The 16,086-nt window shown below is 58.7% G+C and carries 16 protein-coding genes; 9 read left to right on the top strand and 7 right to left on the bottom strand.

Annotated elements, in window-relative coordinates; genetic code table 11:
- Nucleotides 1-32: 32 nt before the first annotated feature.
- Nucleotides 33-1,049, bottom strand: coding sequence for a D-alanyl-D-alanine endopeptidase (gene pbpG / locus ACWXTG_RS12130; protein WP_480220050.1), 1,017 nt, complete (start codon nt 1,047-1,049; stop codon nt 33-35).
- A 183-nt stretch (nt 1,050-1,232) separates the two neighbouring features.
- Between pbpG and gcvH the strand changes: the two genes are divergently transcribed.
- Nucleotides 1,233-1,604 (top strand): glycine cleavage system protein GcvH, encoded by a 372-nt coding sequence (gene gcvH, locus ACWXTG_RS12125; protein WP_309564146.1) that lies wholly within the window; start codon nt 1,233-1,235, stop codon nt 1,602-1,604.
- Nucleotides 1,605-1,616: 12 nt separating this feature from the next.
- On the opposite strand, the gene ACWXTG_RS12120 is transcribed toward gcvH, so the two are convergent.
- The 3 genes from ACWXTG_RS12120 to ACWXTG_RS12110 are packed head-to-tail and all read right to left on the bottom strand — an operon-like array spanning nt 1,617 to nt 4,112.
- A complete protein-coding gene (locus tag ACWXTG_RS12120; RefSeq protein WP_309564145.1) occupies nt 1,617-2,171 on the bottom strand; it encodes a hypothetical protein in 555 nt (184 codons plus the stop codon).
- A 15-nt stretch (nt 2,172-2,186) separates the two neighbouring features.
- On the bottom strand, nt 2,187-2,615 hold the full coding sequence (locus ACWXTG_RS12115; RefSeq protein WP_309564144.1) for a DNA polymerase III subunit chi: 429 nt from the start codon (nt 2,613-2,615) through the stop codon (nt 2,187-2,189).
- Nucleotides 2,616-2,621: 6 nt separating this feature from the next.
- Nucleotides 2,622-4,112, bottom strand: coding sequence for a leucyl aminopeptidase (locus tag ACWXTG_RS12110; protein ID WP_480220049.1), 1,491 nt, complete (start codon nt 4,110-4,112; stop codon nt 2,622-2,624).
- A gap of 95 nt (nt 4,113-4,207) precedes the next feature.
- Here ACWXTG_RS12110 and lptF point away from each other — a divergent pair, with 95 nt between their 5' ends.
- On the top strand, nt 4,208-5,293 hold the full coding sequence (gene lptF, locus ACWXTG_RS12105) for an LPS export ABC transporter permease LptF (RefSeq protein ID WP_309564142.1): 1,086 nt from the start codon (nt 4,208-4,210) through the stop codon (nt 5,291-5,293).
- A gap of 6 nt (nt 5,294-5,299) precedes the next feature.
- Nucleotides 5,300-6,370, top strand: coding sequence for an LPS export ABC transporter permease LptG (gene lptG / locus ACWXTG_RS12100; RefSeq protein WP_309564141.1), 1,071 nt, complete (start codon nt 5,300-5,302; stop codon nt 6,368-6,370).
- A gap of 43 nt (nt 6,371-6,413) precedes the next feature.
- Here the strand turns inward: lptG and ACWXTG_RS12095 are convergent, their stop codons facing one another.
- The 3 genes from ACWXTG_RS12095 to ACWXTG_RS12085 are packed head-to-tail and all read right to left on the bottom strand — an operon-like array spanning nt 6,414 to nt 7,788.
- Nucleotides 6,414-6,848, bottom strand: coding sequence for a DUF3106 domain-containing protein (locus ACWXTG_RS12095; protein ID WP_309564140.1), 435 nt, complete (start codon nt 6,846-6,848; stop codon nt 6,414-6,416).
- On the bottom strand, nt 6,830-7,201 hold the full coding sequence (locus tag ACWXTG_RS12090) for a DUF3619 family protein (protein WP_480220048.1): 372 nt from the start codon (nt 7,199-7,201) through the stop codon (nt 6,830-6,832). Before ACWXTG_RS12090 ends, ACWXTG_RS12095 begins: the two co-directional genes overlap by 19 nt.
- A complete protein-coding gene (locus tag ACWXTG_RS12085; RefSeq protein WP_480220047.1) occupies nt 7,198-7,788 on the bottom strand; it encodes an RNA polymerase sigma factor in 591 nt (196 codons plus the stop codon). The genes ACWXTG_RS12090 and ACWXTG_RS12085 overlap by 4 nt, the downstream gene beginning before the upstream one ends.
- A gap of 147 nt (nt 7,789-7,935) precedes the next feature.
- Between ACWXTG_RS12085 and ACWXTG_RS12080 the strand changes: the two genes are divergently transcribed.
- The 6 genes from ACWXTG_RS12080 to ACWXTG_RS12055 all read left to right on the top strand — a co-directional run bounded on the left by ACWXTG_RS12080 (nt 7,936) and on the right by ACWXTG_RS12055 (nt 15,968).
- Entirely contained in the window at nt 7,936-8,154 is a 219-nt protein-coding gene (locus ACWXTG_RS12080) for a PP0621 family protein (RefSeq protein WP_407994535.1), read from the top strand.
- Nucleotides 8,151-9,752, top strand: a complete 1,602-nt coding sequence (locus ACWXTG_RS12075) for a sensor histidine kinase (RefSeq protein WP_480220046.1) — start codon at nt 8,151-8,153, stop codon at nt 9,750-9,752. The genes ACWXTG_RS12080 and ACWXTG_RS12075 overlap by 4 nt, the downstream gene beginning before the upstream one ends.
- Complete coding sequence (locus tag ACWXTG_RS12070) at nt 9,749-11,110, top strand: sigma-54-dependent transcriptional regulator (protein ID WP_480220045.1); 1,362 nt, start codon at nt 9,749-9,751, stop codon at nt 11,108-11,110. Before ACWXTG_RS12075 ends, ACWXTG_RS12070 begins: the two co-directional genes overlap by 4 nt.
- 6 nt (nt 11,111-11,116) lie before the next feature.
- On the top strand, nt 11,117-11,701 hold the full coding sequence (gene ampD / locus ACWXTG_RS12065; RefSeq protein ID WP_480220044.1) for a 1,6-anhydro-N-acetylmuramyl-L-alanine amidase AmpD: 585 nt from the start codon (nt 11,117-11,119) through the stop codon (nt 11,699-11,701).
- Nucleotides 11,702-11,805: 104 nt separating this feature from the next.
- Nucleotides 11,806-12,897 (top strand): efflux RND transporter periplasmic adaptor subunit, encoded by a 1,092-nt coding sequence (locus ACWXTG_RS12060; RefSeq protein ID WP_480220043.1) that lies wholly within the window; start codon nt 11,806-11,808, stop codon nt 12,895-12,897.
- Complete coding sequence (locus tag ACWXTG_RS12055; RefSeq protein WP_480220042.1) at nt 12,894-15,968, top strand: efflux RND transporter permease subunit; 3,075 nt, start codon at nt 12,894-12,896, stop codon at nt 15,966-15,968. Before ACWXTG_RS12060 ends, ACWXTG_RS12055 begins: the two co-directional genes overlap by 4 nt.
- The last annotated feature ends 118 nt before the right edge of the window (nt 15,969-16,086 follow it).

Raw genomic sequence — 16,086 nt, 5'->3', positions numbered from 1 at the left:
TTTTTTATTTATTGAAGACTGGACTGCTTCACTTAGCTCGCATTGCGATGGCTATTGCTGCTTTCTATCCACTTGCGGATTTTCTGCGCATCGCCCACCCGGGCGTTTTTGCTGAATGAATCCAGCAAGACAATAATCAAGGGCTGCCCTCCAACCTGCGCCTGCATCACCAGGCAGCGCCCTGCTTCGTTGATGTAGCCGGTCTTGGACAGGCCAATCACCCAGTCGCTGTTGCGTACCAGCACATTGCTGTTCACATACTGCAATGGCGCACGCGTGCCGTTGACCGGCACTGAATAGGAGCTGCTGGTCGAGACATGGCGGATCTCGGGATATTGGTATGCTGCGCGCACCATTTTCACCAGATCCTCCGCAGTGGAGACATTGGCGCTGTTCAAGCCGGTAGGATCGGCAAAACGCGAATGCAGCATGCCCAATTGCAGCGCCTTGGCATTCATCGCCGCGACGAACGCATCCACGCCGCCCGGGTAGTGGCGACCCAATGCCGAAGCCGCGCGGTTTTCCGAGGCCATCAAGGCAAGCTGCAGCATTTCCGCACGCGTCAGCGAGGCGCCGATCGGCATGCGCGAACCGGTTCCCTTGAGCGTGTCGATGTCATCCCGCGTGACACGCAGCTTTTCTTCCATATCCAGTTGGGCGTCCAGTACCACCATCGCCGTCATCAGCTTGGTCAGGGAAGCGATCGGCGCGGCAATATCCGTGCCCTTGGCAAACAATATCTCGCCAGAATCCTGATTCACGATCATCGCCTTGCTGGAAGCCAATTTCAAGCCGGTGCCGTCATCCTTGAACACGCTGGGGCTGGCTGTGGCGACGGCGCTGTTGGAGCGTATCGTGCTGATAATGCGGCCGCTGGCCTCATTTTTCTTGGCTACCGTCGTCTTGGTCTTCTTCTTGGCGACTACCTTCTTGCTTGCCTTGGTCTTGCTTGAAGCAGTTTTCTGCGGCTTTTTTTCCGCTGCATAGGCCAATGCCGGCGGCATGCACAATGCCAGCATGGTCAGCAATAATGTGATTTTACGTGTCATGTCGCGCCCACCCCGTTCAATGGTCGAGAAGAATAATATCCAAAAAAGTTTGATTTGTCATTTACATAGCAACGGAAGTTTATAAACTTTCTTAATAGGGAAAGATAAAAAAAATCACCTTATACGCCGGCTTGAACGCTTTGTGCGAAAATATGACGATATTATTTCTCCTGAGCTTTTTTCATGAAAATTCCCGAGAACCTGCAATATACCGCCGAACACCTGTGGGTACGGCAGCATGAAGACGGCCATTGGCTGGCCGGCATTACCGACTATGCCCAGGACTTGCTGGGCGATATCGTCTACGTCGAAGCCCCCAAGCCCGGCAGCAGCATTTCCGCAGGCCAGCCTTGCGGACTGGTGGAATCGGTCAAGACCGGTTCGGACCTGCATGCGCCCCTCAACGGCACGGTCGTCGCCATCAATGAAGCGCTGCAAAGCACGCCGGAAGACATCAACGACAAGCCCTACGACGCCTGGATTTTTTCATTCCAGCCGGCGAACGAACCTGCAGGCCTGCTGAGCGCGGCTGAATACAAGGCCTTGCTGGGTTAGGGCCCGTTTACACTAATCCTTTTTAAGCGCCTCGATCACACGCTCCCGCAAGGTGACGGCCAATGCGCCCTCGACCTCGGCGCCGAGTTTGGGGACCAATGCCTGCATTTCCCTCGCCAAGACATCCTGAATGACTTGGGCGATCATGGGCTGCATGTCCGCAAGCACTGCCTCGGCAAGCTCCTGGCGCGCCAGGAGCAATTGCGGGTGATCGAACTCTTGCGGAGTAAATAGCTCTCCTTCTTCAGGTAGATCCACTTCTTCATCCACATCCGCTGGCAAGAACTTGATGCCCGATGCCTGGGGCGTAACTGCCTCTGGCGGCGCTGGTGATAGCGACTCAGGCGTTTCCTGAGTTGCCGGTTCGGCATGATCATCATCGGCATAATATGGGGCCAGCAGTTGCTCGATCTCGACCATGCTGAAGGCGCCTGCCCCTTCGTAGACGTCCGTCAACACAGGAGCATCATCCGCGACTGACTGGTCGGATGACTGAACAGCCGGACTGCTCAGCGAGTTGATGCGGCGCAGTACCAGCGCCAGTTCATCTTGAGGTTGGTCGCTCATGAGCCCCTCTTTTCATCATAAAGCTGCGCCGCTGGCATCGAATGTCCTGATTTCATATCCACGATCCCGGTAGAAGCGGTAACGTTCGCGCGCCGCGGCACGGTCATCCTCCTCCAGTCCCACGATCTCGATCAAGCGCCTGAACCTGCTGAAGAACGGCGGATACTGGCTATCCAGGTTGATGAGGATATCGTCATGCGGCAATGGCTCGTGGCGCCAGTCTATGATGACCGGCGTTTCGGCCGCGCGGGGATGGGTTGCATGGCAGTGCGGAAGGAAGCCGATCGGCGGGTTGCTCCATAAAAACGTGCCCAATTGCTCCGCCGCCTGCTGGGTAGAAGTCAACACCATCAGCCGCCGCCCGCGTTGCGCGGCACGGCTGCTGAGATTGGCCACATGGAAGGCCTTGTTCGGCACGTTGAAAAAGAAATCCACCCTGGTCATGCGTCTTTACTGCCCGGCACGCTGCTTGAGGAACTCGGTCAGCAACGGCACTGGGCGTCCGGTCGCGCCTTTTTCCTTGCCGGACTTCCAGGCAGTCCCCGCGATATCGAGGTGGGCCCAGTCATATTTCTTGGCAAAACGCGAGAGGAAGCATGCCGCGGTGATGCTGCCGCCTGCCCTGCCGCCGATATTTGCCATATCGGCAAAGTTGCTGTCGAGCTGCGGCTGGTAGTCATCCCAGAGCGGCAGACGCCATGCCCGGTCTTGCGCTTCATTGCCCGCTTCCAGCAGCTCTTCGGCCAGGCTGTCCTTGTTGCTGAACAAGCCGCTGGCGTGATGCCCAAGCGCGATCACGCAGGCCCCTGTCAGGGTCGCCACATCCACGACGGCCTGCGGCTCGAAACGTTCCGCATAAGTCAGCGCATCGCAGAGGATCAGGCGGCCTTCTGCATCCGTATTCAATACCTCTATGGTCTGGCCGGACATGCTGGTCAGCACGTCGCCCGGCCGGGTCGCATTGCCGTCCGGCATATTTTCGCACGTCGGGATGATGCCCACCACGTTCAGCGGCAAATCCAGCTCGGCAATGGCCTTGAATGTGCCCAGCACGCTGGCCGCGCCGCACATGTCGTACTTCATCTCGTCCATGTCGGCACCGGGCTTGAGCGAGATGCCGCCCGTATCGAAGGTGATGCCCTTGCCCACCAGCACTACCGGCTTTTGGCTCTTCTTGCCTTTCTTATGCTGCAGCACGATCAGCTTGGGCGGCTGCACGCTGCCCTGGGTCACGCCCAGGAACGACCCCATGCCCAGTTTTTCAATATCCGCCTTCTCCAGCACTTCCACTTGCAATCCATGGCTCTTGCTCAATGCCTTGGCCTGCTCGGCCAGGTAAGTCGGGGTGCAATAGTTCGGCGCCAGATTGCCGAGATCCTTGGCGAAACTCACGCCGGCAGCGAGCGCCTTGCCCTGCCTGAGGCCTGCTTCGCCCGCTGCCACATCGCTGCGCTGGGCAACATGCACTTGCAGCTTGGCTATGCCTTTCTTGCCATTGGCTGTTTTGGTCTTGAAACGGTCGAAACGGTAAGTACTGTCTGCAGCCACTTCCGCCACTTGGGCGACGCGCCAGGCGACATCACGTTTCTTCACGGGCACTTCGGCCAGGAATGTTGCCGCATCCGCGGCATCCAGACTGCCTAGTGCCTTGACGGAGGCGCGCAGGGCCTGGCGGTAGCTGCGCTCGTTGAGCTCGCGGTCCTTGCCCAGGCCAACCAGCAACACGCGTCCGGCAGCAACGCCAGGAACGGAATGCAAAAGCAGGGTGGATCCGGGCTTGCCATCGATGTCGCCCGTGCGCAGGATATTGCCGAGATAGCCGTCGGATGCGCGGTCGAGCGCCGCGGCCGCGTCGGAAAACTTACGCGCTTCAAACACGCCGACCACAACGCAATCTTTACGCTGTTTTTCCGGAGTCCCACTTTTTATGCTAAATTCCATTCCTTGATCCTTAAGATTAAAGCCTTCTGAATTATCCCGCGTTTTCGCGGTAAATCAACCTCAATTGCGGAATTTGAACTACCTGCTTTTCTAACATGCTCTTCAAACGCTCACTACTGCAAGAGCTAGTCACCACTGCCATCGGCGGCTTCCTGGTGCTGTTCGGCATTGTCATCGCCCAGCGCGTAGCATACTACATCGGCATTGCCGCCAAGGGCAGCCTTGCCAGCGACGCCATCAACACGCTGCTGGGATTCAGCATGCTGAAGTTTTTGCCCATGATGCTCTCGCTCACCTTGTTCCTCGCCGTATTGCTGACGCTTTCGCGCTGGCACCGCGACAGTGAGATGGTGGTCTGGTTCAGTGCCGGCCAAGGGCTCTCCAGCTGGATACGCCCAGTGCTGACGTTCGGCTTGCCGATCATCATCGTCATCGCCTTCCTCAGCCTGTTCGTCACGCCCTGGGCCACCAACAAGGGCACTGAATTCCGCGACCAGCTGAAAAGCCGCGACGAGCTTTCATCCATCAGCCCTGGCGTTTTCAAGGAATCCCGCCAGGCTGACCGAGTGTTCTTCGTGGAAAGCTTTGATGAGCTGGGCAATATCGTCAAGAACATCTTCGTGCAATCCATGCAGCACCAGAAGCTCGGCATCATCGTGGCCGCACGCGGCCACCGTGAAACGGCCGAGAACGACGACAACTTCCTGGTCATGCAGAATGGCCGCCGCTATGAAGGCACGCCCAATACCGCGGAATACTCGATCACCGAGTTCGAGCGCTATGCCATCCGCATAGAACCGGCAGAGGTGCAGCAGCAACCGCCCAACACGCAAGCACGGAACAGCCTGGAACTTTTCAACGAACACAGCCCGGATAGCAATGCGGAGCTGCAGTGGCGCCTTGCCATCCCGATCTCGGCATTCGTGCTGATCCTGCTGGCAATCCCGCTGAGCTTTGTCGATCCGCGCTCCGGCCGCTCCGCCAACCTGATGATGGCGCTGCTGATCTATATCGTGTACAACAACCTGCTCAGCATCATGCAGGCTTGGCTTGCGCAAGGCAAGATTTCCCCGCTGGTCGGCTTGTGGCCAGTGCATGCGGTCTTCCTGCTGCTGGCATTCTGGATGTTCTACCGTCGTTTGTTCCAGTTACCCTTCCTGCCGCGCTTGTGGCGTAAATAGCCTGCGATGAAATTACTCAACCGCTACCTGTCCCAGGAAATCATTTCCAGCATCATGCTCATCATGCTGGCGTTGCTGGCGATGTTTTCCTTCTTCGACCTGATCCAAGAATTGGAAAGCCTGGGCAAGGGCAGTTACGGCATCAGCAAGGTAATGCTATATGTATTGCTCAGCGCGCCTGGACATGTCTACGAGGTGGTGCCGGTTGCGGTGCTGGTCGGCACCATGTACGCGCTGGGCCAGTTCTCGCGCTACTCGGAGCTCATCATCCTGCGCGTGAGCGGCATTTCCATACGCAAGATCGCATTCTCGCTGCTGCGCGTGGGATTGGTGTTTGCCGTGATTACCTTCCTGGTGGGCGAACTGATTGCGCCATTGAGCGAAAAGGCCGCCCAACGCATCCGCATCCAGGCCACGGATTCCGTGGTCGCCCAGGATTTCCGCTCAGGGCTGTGGGTCAAGGATGGCAACAGTTTCGTCAATGTGCAGAACGTCATGCCGGACGCCTCATTGATGAACATCCACATTTACGAGTTCGACAACGAATTCCGCCTGCGCACCATCAGCAATGCGCAGGACGGCAGTTTTGACGGCAAGAGCTGGAACCTGCACCAGGTGACGCAAACCCATTTTGAAGAACAGAAAATCCGCACCAACGTGTTCCAGGAAGCCACCTGGCAATCCCTGATCCGCCCGGAACTGCTGAACGTGCTGCTGGTCGTACCGGAAAAAATGTCGGCCTGGAATCTGTACTTCTATATCAACCACCTGGCAAGCAACAAACAGAAGACTTCGCGCCACCAGATCGCACTCTGGTCCAAGATGATCTATCCGCTTGCCTGCCTGGTCATGGTGATCCTCGCGCTGCCTTTCGGCTTCCTGCAGCAGCGCTCGAGCTCAGCCAGCACCAAGATATTTGCCGGCATCATGCTGGGGATTGTCTACCAGGTATTGAACCGGGTGTTTGTGCACCTGGGCTTGCTCAACGACTGGTCGCCGCTGTTCAGCGCAGTGATGCCCACATTGCTTTTCATGGCGGCAGGCATTTTCATGTTGTATTGGGTGGAGCGCAGGTAGTTTAAGCTCCTGCAAGCATAGCGCGACCAGGAAAGGCCCCGAATCAGTCCAGGTCTTCCAGGCCAGTATCGATGTCGGGGTTCTCGCGCCGCAATGCCTCGCGTTTGGCCTCGGGCAAGCGCTGGTACTCTTCCCACTTCTTGCGCAATGCCGCCTTTTTCTCGGGCGACAGGTTCTGGTATGCCTGGTATTTCTTGCGCGCATTCTCACGTTCGTAGGGCGTCATGCGGCTCCAGTGCGTCAAGCGCCTTTGCACGCGCTGCTGTTGCTCGGGCGTCATCTTGGGGTAGTCGCGCGCAATATCCAGCATTCTCTCGCGCTGCCACGGCCTGAGAATATCCCACTCCTGCGCCAGGGGCGCCAGCACTTTACGCTGACTTTCGTTCAGTTGCGCCCAGCTGGGCTCCTGTGATTCCGTTTCAGCGACTGCTGTCATCGCAAGCAATAACAGGCCGGCTGCTATTGCTGTTTTAACCATGAATAAAAGCCTGGATCAAGATATGCCTCGGGGGGAAGTTCAGAAGCCAGCAGGAAGGCGTCGCCATGTTCGCCATGGCCGTGCCCAGTCAATTGCTGGGTGACAACGAATGTAAACAACACGGCCGCGATCAGGGCCGCCAGAGACAAGCTGCGTTGATGCTGGAGGAAGTAGCTGCCGAGCAGCGCCATGAGCCCGCCGCCCTGCGGCTGCTGGCTATGGGCCGCCGCCATGCGCAGGACTGCCTGTCGCCGCACCTCCACGAGGCGTTCCACCACCTCTGGCGCGAGATTTTCCGTGGTTTCGTCCAGTCGCCGGACGATTTCTTTTGCAAACTGTCGTTCGTGATTCATCGCTCGCCCCCAGCCCTGTCGAGCACTTCCTTAGCAAAACCGTATTTTTCAAGCGTGGCGGCCAACGCATGGACCGCCCGGGAACAATGTGTCTTGACGCTCCCTTCCGAGCATCCCATGGCTGCGGCCGTTTCAGCAACATCCATATCTTCCCAGTAACGCATGATAAATGCTTCTCGTTGACGCGTTGGGAGATTTTTTATCGCGGCTTCGATGATCGCGATCGTTTCCTGTTGCTCGTACTGCAGCTCGGGGTTGTCGTGATCATGATCGGAGGTCATGGTTTCCAGCGGGTCATGCTCTTCGTCGTCATGCTGGCTGACGCCAAGCGAAGAAAGCAAGGTCGTCCAGATGCCCCGCACCTTCTGCCGGCGCCAGTAATCCTTCATGGTGTTCTGCAGGATGCGCTGGAACAGCATGGGGTATTCTTCCACAGGCCTGGCAGCGTACTTTTCCGCCAGCTTGAGCATGGCGTCCTGCACAATGTCCATCGCGGCATGATCGTCACGCACGGCATATGCCGTCTGCTTGAAAGCCCGACGCTCAATTTGCGCTAGAAAATTTGAAAGTTCCTGTGTGCTCGCCATTGAAGTGCTTGGATGCTTTTTATTGCATTTAGTGCCGCGGCACGCGGGCCAGATAAGCCATCTGCATTGAGTATAACAGGTTTGATTTTGTTACCCGGGCTGCTTTTCGCTACAATCACTCCATCCTTCACCCACCTACCGGGCACCATGCTGAAACTGCTGCTTCTCGCTGTTATATTCTGGCTGATCTACGCCATCCTCAAGCACTACCGCAACAGCGTGGACCAGCCGCCGCCTTCGCGCAACAGCCCGGAAGACATGGTGCAATGCGCCCACTGCCAGGTGCACCTGCCGAGGAGTGAAAGCGTCAAGAGCGGAGAGCTGCACTACTGCTCGGATGCGCATCGCCAGCAACACCAGCCATGACCGCGCAACCTGCCAAAGCTGGCGGCATCCATGCCACGGACTTCTGGCAGCCGCTCGCCCTGTTCGGGGTTTACCGCATTCTGCTTGGCATCGTCTTCCTTGCCTCGTATTTCCTGCTGCAGGACGCACGCATCTGGCTTAACTACAATCCGACCGCCTACCTCAGTTTCTCCCTGGCATACCTGGGCTTCGGCTGCCTGGCGCTATGCCTGAACGTCCTGCGCAAACCCAATTTCAGCGTCCAGCTTTCGCTGCTAACGCTGATGGATATCGGTTTCATCATCCTGCTCATGTATGCCAGCGGCGGCATCAAAAGCGGGCTGGGACTGCTGCTCATCATTACCATTGCCGCCGCCAGCCTGATCAGCCAAGGGCGGCTCGCGCTATTCTATGCCGCGATTGCCAGCATAGGCCTGCTGCTCGAGCAGTCCTACCAGATGCTGATCTGGAACGAGGATTTCGGCGACTATTCGCATGCCGCCATGCTGAGCGTTAGCTGCTTTGCGACTGCCTGGCTCGCGCATAGCTTCAGCAAGCGGGCCAACCTGCACGCGCAGCTGGCGTCACAGCGCGGGATCGATCTGGAAAATCTGGCCCAGGTCAACCAGCTGGTCACGCAGGAAATGGATGATGGCGTCATTGTGGTGCACCAGGCCCTCACGCTGCGTCACCGCAACCGGCAAGCCGATTTCCTGGTGGGAATCCAGGCCAATGCGCGCAACAACCAGCCACTGGCAGAGTACGCCCCCGAGCTGACAACCTTATTGCAGCGCTGGCACCAGCAGGGCCATGGCAGGCAGCAAGGCCTGATCAAACTCAGCCTGAGCAAACGCGACCTGCGCCTCAAGCTCATGCCGGTGGGGGAAAGCTATGCGCAGGGCACCGTCATCTTCATACAAGACTGGAGCCAATTGCAGACCCAGGCGCAGCAACTCAAGCTTGCCGCGCTAGGCCGCCTCACCGCCAACATCGCCCACGAGATCCGCAACCCCTTGAGCGCCATCAGCCATGCGACGCAATTATTGCAGGAAGACGAATCCCACGACCCCGCCAGCCAGCGCATGCTGCAAATAATCAGCGACAATGTGCAGCGCATGGAGCAGATGATCAAGGACGTGCTGGAACTGAACCGCCGCGACCGCACCAAGCAGCAGGAAATCCGGCTGACCGATTTCCTGCGCGAATTCCACGACCAGTTCTACCAGGTGGAGAAAATTCCTTCCCAGGGCTTCGTACTGGACACGGATGTCTGGGAGCCCACGATCACGTTCGACCATCGCCACCTGCACCAGATATTGTGGAACCTGTGCCGCAACGGCTGGCGCCATAGCCGGCAACATGATGGCAGCCTGACGCTGTCATTACGCAGCGAAGCACAGCAATGGCTGATCGAGGTGCATGACGATGGCAAGGGGATCCCCGAAAGCGCCCAGGCACACCTGTTCGAGCCCTTCTTCACCACAGAGAGCACGGGCACCGGCCTCGGGCTTTATATCGCCCGCGAACTATGCGAAGCTAATGGCGCCACCATTGAACATGCCGCCGCTGAGCAAGGCTGTTCGTTTGTTATCCACATTGAGAAAACTGAACCTGCATGAGCGCGTTTCCCGCCTGCCTAGTCGTCGATGACGAAACCGATATCCGCGAACTCCTGGTATTGACCCTGGAGCGCATGGATATCCGGGCGGATAGCGCCAGCACACTTGCCGAGGCCCGGCACCTGCTGGAACAGGGGCAATACGGCCTCTGCCTCACCGATATGCGCCTGCCGGATGGCAGCGGGCTGGACCTGGTCAAACACATTGCACAGGATTATCCCGGCCTGCCGGTCGCAGTGATTACCGCCTACGGCAGCGCGGAGAATGCCGTTTCCGCGCTCAAGGCCGGGGCCTTCGACTACCTGACCAAGCCCATCTCTCTCAAGCAGCTGCGCCCCTTGGTGCAATCCGCGCTCAAGCTGTCATCCGCAGAGCAGGCGGAAGCCTCCCACGACACCCTGGCCTTGATAGGCAACAGCGCGGCCATCAAGCAGGTGCGCAGCATGATAGAAAAACTGTCGCGCAGCCAGGCGCCCGTCTATATCAGCGGCGAGTCCGGCAGCGGCAAGGAACTGGCAGCCCGGCTGATACACCAGAACGGCTCGCGCCGCGACGGCCCTTTCATTGCCGTGAACTGTGGCGCCATCCCGGAAAACCTAATGGAAAGCGAGTTTTTCGGCCATAAGAAAGGCGCTTTCACAGGCGCGACCCAGGACAAGGAAGGCATGTTCCATGCCGCCAAGGGCGGCACGCTGTTCCTGGACGAAGTCGCCGACTTGCCGCTTGCCATGCAGGTCAAGCTGTTGCGCGCCATCCAGGAAAAAAAGGTGCGCATGGTCGGGGGCACCCAGGAGGAAAGCGTCGATGTACGCATCATCAGCGCCACGCATAAAAACCTGTCCGTGCTTATGGAGCGCGGCGAGTTCCGCCAAGACCTCTACTACCGCCTGAACGTGATCGAACTCAAACTGCCCGCCCTGCGCGACATGCAGGAAGACATTCCGCTGCTCGTCGACGCCCTGCTGGCCAAGCAATGCCGTGAAGAAGGCCGGGACATGCCGGCACTATCCCCCGAGGCCAGCCAGATGCTGGCAAGGCACAGCTTCCCGGGCAATGTGCGCGAACTGGAGAACGTGCTGGAGCGCGCGCTGGCCTTGTGTGACGGCAGCGCCATCACGGCCGAGGACCTGTTGCTCGACCAGGATGCCGGTACTCCCGCATCCCCTGCCGGGGCAACCTTGGAGGATGAAGGCCTGCCGCTGCCTGACTACCTGGAGCACATAGAAAAGACGGCCATCCTCAACGCCCTGGAAAAAACCCAGCACAACAAGACCGCTGCCGCCAAACTGCTGGGCGTCAGCTTCCGCACCTTCCGCTACCGCCTCAGCAAGCTTGGCCTGAGCAAGGATAGCGATTGATCCGCGATGGAAACAAGCCTATCCATTGACCGGCACGGCCTGGTGGCAGAAGCCGAGTTCGTTGCCTCGCCGAATTTCGATGCGCGTCCCGCCGATGCCGACATCTGCCTGGTCGTCATCCACAATATCAGCCTGCCGCCTGGGGAATATGGCGGCCCAGGCATTGCGCAATTGTTCACCAACCGGCTCGACCCCGATGAGCACCCCTATTACGCCGGCATACACCAGCTGAAGGTGTCAGCCCACTTCGTGATCGGGCGCGACGGCAGGCTGCAACAGTTTGTACCTTGCGAAGCAAGGGCCTGGCACGCAGGAGCATCAAGCTGGCAGGGCCGGGAACGCTGCAATGACTTTTCCATCGGCATCGAATTGGAAGGCAGTGATGCGGAGGCTTTCACGGCGGCACAATATGCGACGCTGCACGCCTTGCTCAGGCTATTGATCTCCCACTATCCCATTCGCGATATCGTCGGCCACTCCGATATCGCCCCCGGCCGCAAGACCGACCCCGGCCCTCATTTCGACTGGGAATCCGTGGCAAACCTCTTCCCGAATCTGGCAACAACGGGCCAAACCGGTATAAACTGCTGAATTTTAAGCACAGAAAGCAACAGAGCTGCATCAGTTTGAACAGCGCCCTGGCTGGATAGAGCAACCAGCATATGCTTAGCATTCAATCAGGAAAACTAGAATAAATGTCAGTCTATCGTTCAGGGGTCTTTGCATTGCTGGCCCTGTTATCCGTATTGAACAGCGCTTGCAGCAAGCATGAAGAGGCGGCAAAACCGGCCTCTCTGCCGTTGGTCAGCGTCACCGCTGTGGAAACTGCCCGGCTGGAGATCCGCGAACAATCCATCGGCACGCTGGAAGGCATCATGGACCCTACCGTCGCGGCGGAAGTGCCTGCACGCGTCTTGAAAATACTGGCCCGCCCCGGCCAGGTGGTCAAGAAGGGCGAAGTCATCGCCCTGCTGGACCCGCAGGACTACAACCTGCAGCAGCGCGAGGCGGAAAGCGAGGTCGCGCGGCTGGAAGCATTGCTGCTCAACCAGCAGCGCAATGTGGAGCGCAACCAGAAACTGGTAGAGAAGAACTTCATTTCGCAAAACGCCCTGGACGAGCTGGAAACGCAGAAAATCGCCTTGAAGCGCCAGCTCGAGGGCGCAAAGTCCCGTCTGGACACGATCACGCACAACAGCAGCAAGACCCGGCTGCTTTCCCCCATCGATGGCAAGGTGGAGAAACAAATCGTATCGCCCGGCGATTACGTCAAGGTTGGCGACCCCCTCCTGCAGATCATCAGCAACCAGCGCCTGCGCGCCCACCTGCCGTTCCCGGAAAGCCTGGGTACCAAGCTCAAGCCCGGGCTGAAAGTCAGGCTGAAGACACCGACCGCCGATGAAGAGGCGGAAGGTGTATTGCGCGAGTTCAAACCCGTCATTGGCAGCAATAACCGCGCAATCGACGTGCTCGTGGACATTGTCGACCAACCCGGGTGGCAATCGGGCGCCAGCGTCACGGGCGACATCATTCTCGGCGAGTACCCTGCTGCGCTCGTGGTGCCGGAACAAAGCATCGTGCTGCGCCCGGCCGGCGAAGTGGTCTATGTGATCAAGGACGATGTGGCACACCAGCGCATCGTCAAGACCGGCATCTACCAGGACGGCCGCATCCAGATCGTCGAGGGTCTCGAGGCCGGTGAAACCATCGCCGTCGATGGCGCGGCCTTCCTCACGGACCAGACCCGCGTACAAATCCAAGCCCATTCGCAACAGGACCAGCCATGACCTTGCCGGAAATATCGATCAAGCGCCATGTGCTGGCGTGGATGGTGTCCGGCTTGCTGGTGCTGCTGGGCATCATCAGCTACCAGCGCATCGGGGTGGACCGCCTGCCCTACATCGAATTCCCGGTCATCTCGATCACCACCACCTTGACCGGGGCCAACCCGGACATCGTCGATGCCAGCATCACCAGCATCATCGAATCCTCGGTCAACACCACGCCTGGCATCGAACATATCCAGTCCTCCTCCTCGCCTGGCGTTTCCGTCATTACCATTACCTTCGGCCTCGAGAAAAACATCGACGTGGCCTACAACGAGGTGCAGGCCAAGGTCAACCAGGTATTGCGCCGCCTGCCGGACGATGCCGACCCGCCGCAAGTGCAGAAAGTGGAAACCAACGCCCAGCCCATCATGTGGCTGGCATTGCGCGGCGACCGTACGACCCAGCAAATCAACCTGTACGGGTTCAACATCCTCAAGAAAAAGCTAGAGACGATCAACGGCGTCGGCGAAGTGCGCCTGGGCGGGCGGCGTGACCGCACCATCCGCGTCAACGTGCTGCCCGAGCGCATGGCGGCCTACAGCATCACCGCCACCGACTTGATCGATGCGTTCAAGCGCGAACATGTGCAACTGCCCGGCGGCTTCCTGGTGGGCAGCAATGCGGAATACCTCATGAAGCTGGACATGGAATACCACAACCTGCGCGACATGGCGGAGATGATCGTGGCCTATCGCGACGGCGCCGTCATCAAGCTCAAGCAGATTGCGGAACTGGAAGACGGCATCGCCGACTACCGGCAATTGGCGCGCTATATGGGAAAACCCGCGGTGGGCCTGGGCATCGTCAAGGTCTCCAACGCCAACACCGTGGCGATCATCGATGAAGTGCTGCGCAAGCTGGACGAGGAAATCCGTCCCAGCCTGCCGCCCGGCATGACGCTGGACATCTCGACCAATGACGCGCTGTTCATCGAGGAAATCGTCGGCGCGTTGCAGGAACACTTGGTCGAGGGTACCCTGCTGGCGGCATTGATCGTCTGGCTGTTCCTGCGCTCCGTCCGCTCCACCCTGATCATCGCCACGGCGATCCCGGTGTCGCTGCTGGGCTCGGTCGCGGTCATGTATTTCTCCGGCTTCACCTTCAACACCATGACGCTGCTGGCCTTGCTGTTGCTCATCGGCGTGGTCGTGGATGACGCCATTGTCGTGCTCGAGAACATATACCGCCACCTGAGCCTGCGTGCGCAGCAGGAGCCAGCTGCCGATTCCGGTGTCATTGCCCGCGCGGCAGCCATCACGGGCAGCCGAGAGGTGGCTTTTGCCGTGATTGCCGCCACCTTCTCGCTGGTCTGTATTTTCGCCCCGGTGATTTTCATGGAAGGCATCATCGGCAAGTTTTTCAAATCGTTTGCCGTGGTGGTCACCTTCGGCGTGCTGGTCTCCCTGCTGGTCTCGCTCACGCTTACCCCCATGCTGTGCTCGCGCTACCTCAAGGCGCACGAGCCCGAAGGGCGGTTCTATGGCTGGCTGGACCGCCTTTTCCAGCGCATGGATCATATCTACGCCGGCATGCTGGCATGGACGCTGCGGCACCGCTGGAAAGTCATGCTATTGACCCTGCTGGTCGTCGTCGGCAGCGGGTTCTTCTTTGGCAAGGTGCAGAAGGAATTCATCCCGGATTCGGACGAAGGCCGCTTCCTGATCTCCTTCCGCACGCCCCTAGGCTCGAGCATTGAATACACCAACAGCCGCCTGGAGAAAATGGAAGCGGTATTGCAGCGCTACGACGCCCAGATTGCCAGCTATTTCGGCACCATAGGCGTGGGCGCGCAGGGCCAGGTCAATAAAGGCACGGTCAGCATCCGCCTCAAGGACCGGCGGGAACGCGACATGAGCCAGCAGGCATTGATACGCGCCATCCGTGCCGATTTGGACCTGATTCCGGGCGTACGCGCGTTCCCCGTGCCCGTTGCCATCGTCGGCGGGCAGCGCTCGGAGAAGCTGCAGTTCAACATCACCGGCGCAAACCTCGAGCAGGTCAGCCAGCTTGGCAAGACTATGCAGCGCAAATTGGGAGATATTCCAGGCATCGGCAAGGTAGACTTGGACTTGGACCTCGACCTGCCCCAGCTCACCCTGCAAGTGGATCGGATACGCGCTGCCAGCCTCGGGCTTTCCGCTGTCGACGTGGCCACGGCGCTCAATCTGTACACTGGCGGCATCGACATCGCCGACTTCAATGACGAGCCCGGCGACGGCCAGCGTTACGAAATCCGCTTGAAGGCCAAGGAAGGCAGCCTGCAAACCCCTGACGACCTGAAGAAGATCTACCTGCGCAGCGGCACGGGCGAGCTCGTGCGCCTGGACAGCGTGGCGAGCTTCAAGCAGACATTGGGCGCGGCCGTGATCGGGCGCTTCGATCTGCAATATGCGGCCAGCCTCTACTCCAACCCCATCATGCCGTTGGGCGACGCTGTCGAGCATGTGCGCAGGCTGGGGGCGGAAACGCTGCCGCCCGGATACCAATTCAACCTGGTGGGCCAGGCGGAAGAACTGCAGAAAACCGTGAGCAGCATGATATTCGCGTTTGGCCTGGCGCTGGTGCTGCTCTACATGGTGCTCGCGAGCCAGTTCAACTCGTTCCTGCAGCCGTTGATCATCATGCTGGCGCAGCCACTGGCGATTATCGGGGGCGTGTTTGCATTATGGGTCACTAACAACTCGCTCAATATCTTCTCGATGATCGGGCTGGTATTGCTGATCGGACTGGTGGCGAAGAACTCCATCCTGCTCATCGACCTCACCAACCAGCTGCATGAAGAAGGAAAATCGGTGGACAACGCATTGCGCGAGGCTTGCCCCATCCGTCTGCGCCCGGTGCTCATGACCTCGCTGACCATCATCCTGGCCCTGCTGCCTGCCGCCTTCGGCCTGGGAGCTGGCGCGGAAACCAACGGTCCGCTTTCCATCGCCGTGATCGGCGGCATGATCTCTTCCACGCTGCTGACGTTGGTGGTGGTGCCGGCAGCTTACTCACTGATCATGAACAAGATGTCCCATCGCCGCTAACACACCATCATCACCAGCCAAAGCGACAGCATATGTTGTCGCTTTTTTATTGTCCGCAGACAGACAGTTAGCAACGGAAAATTCTCTATGATGAATTTTTCGTTATTGTAAGTCATTG

The organism is Methylobacillus sp. DLP286 (genome assembly GCF_056636515.1).
This window is presented reverse-complemented; position numbering and strand designations above follow the sequence as displayed.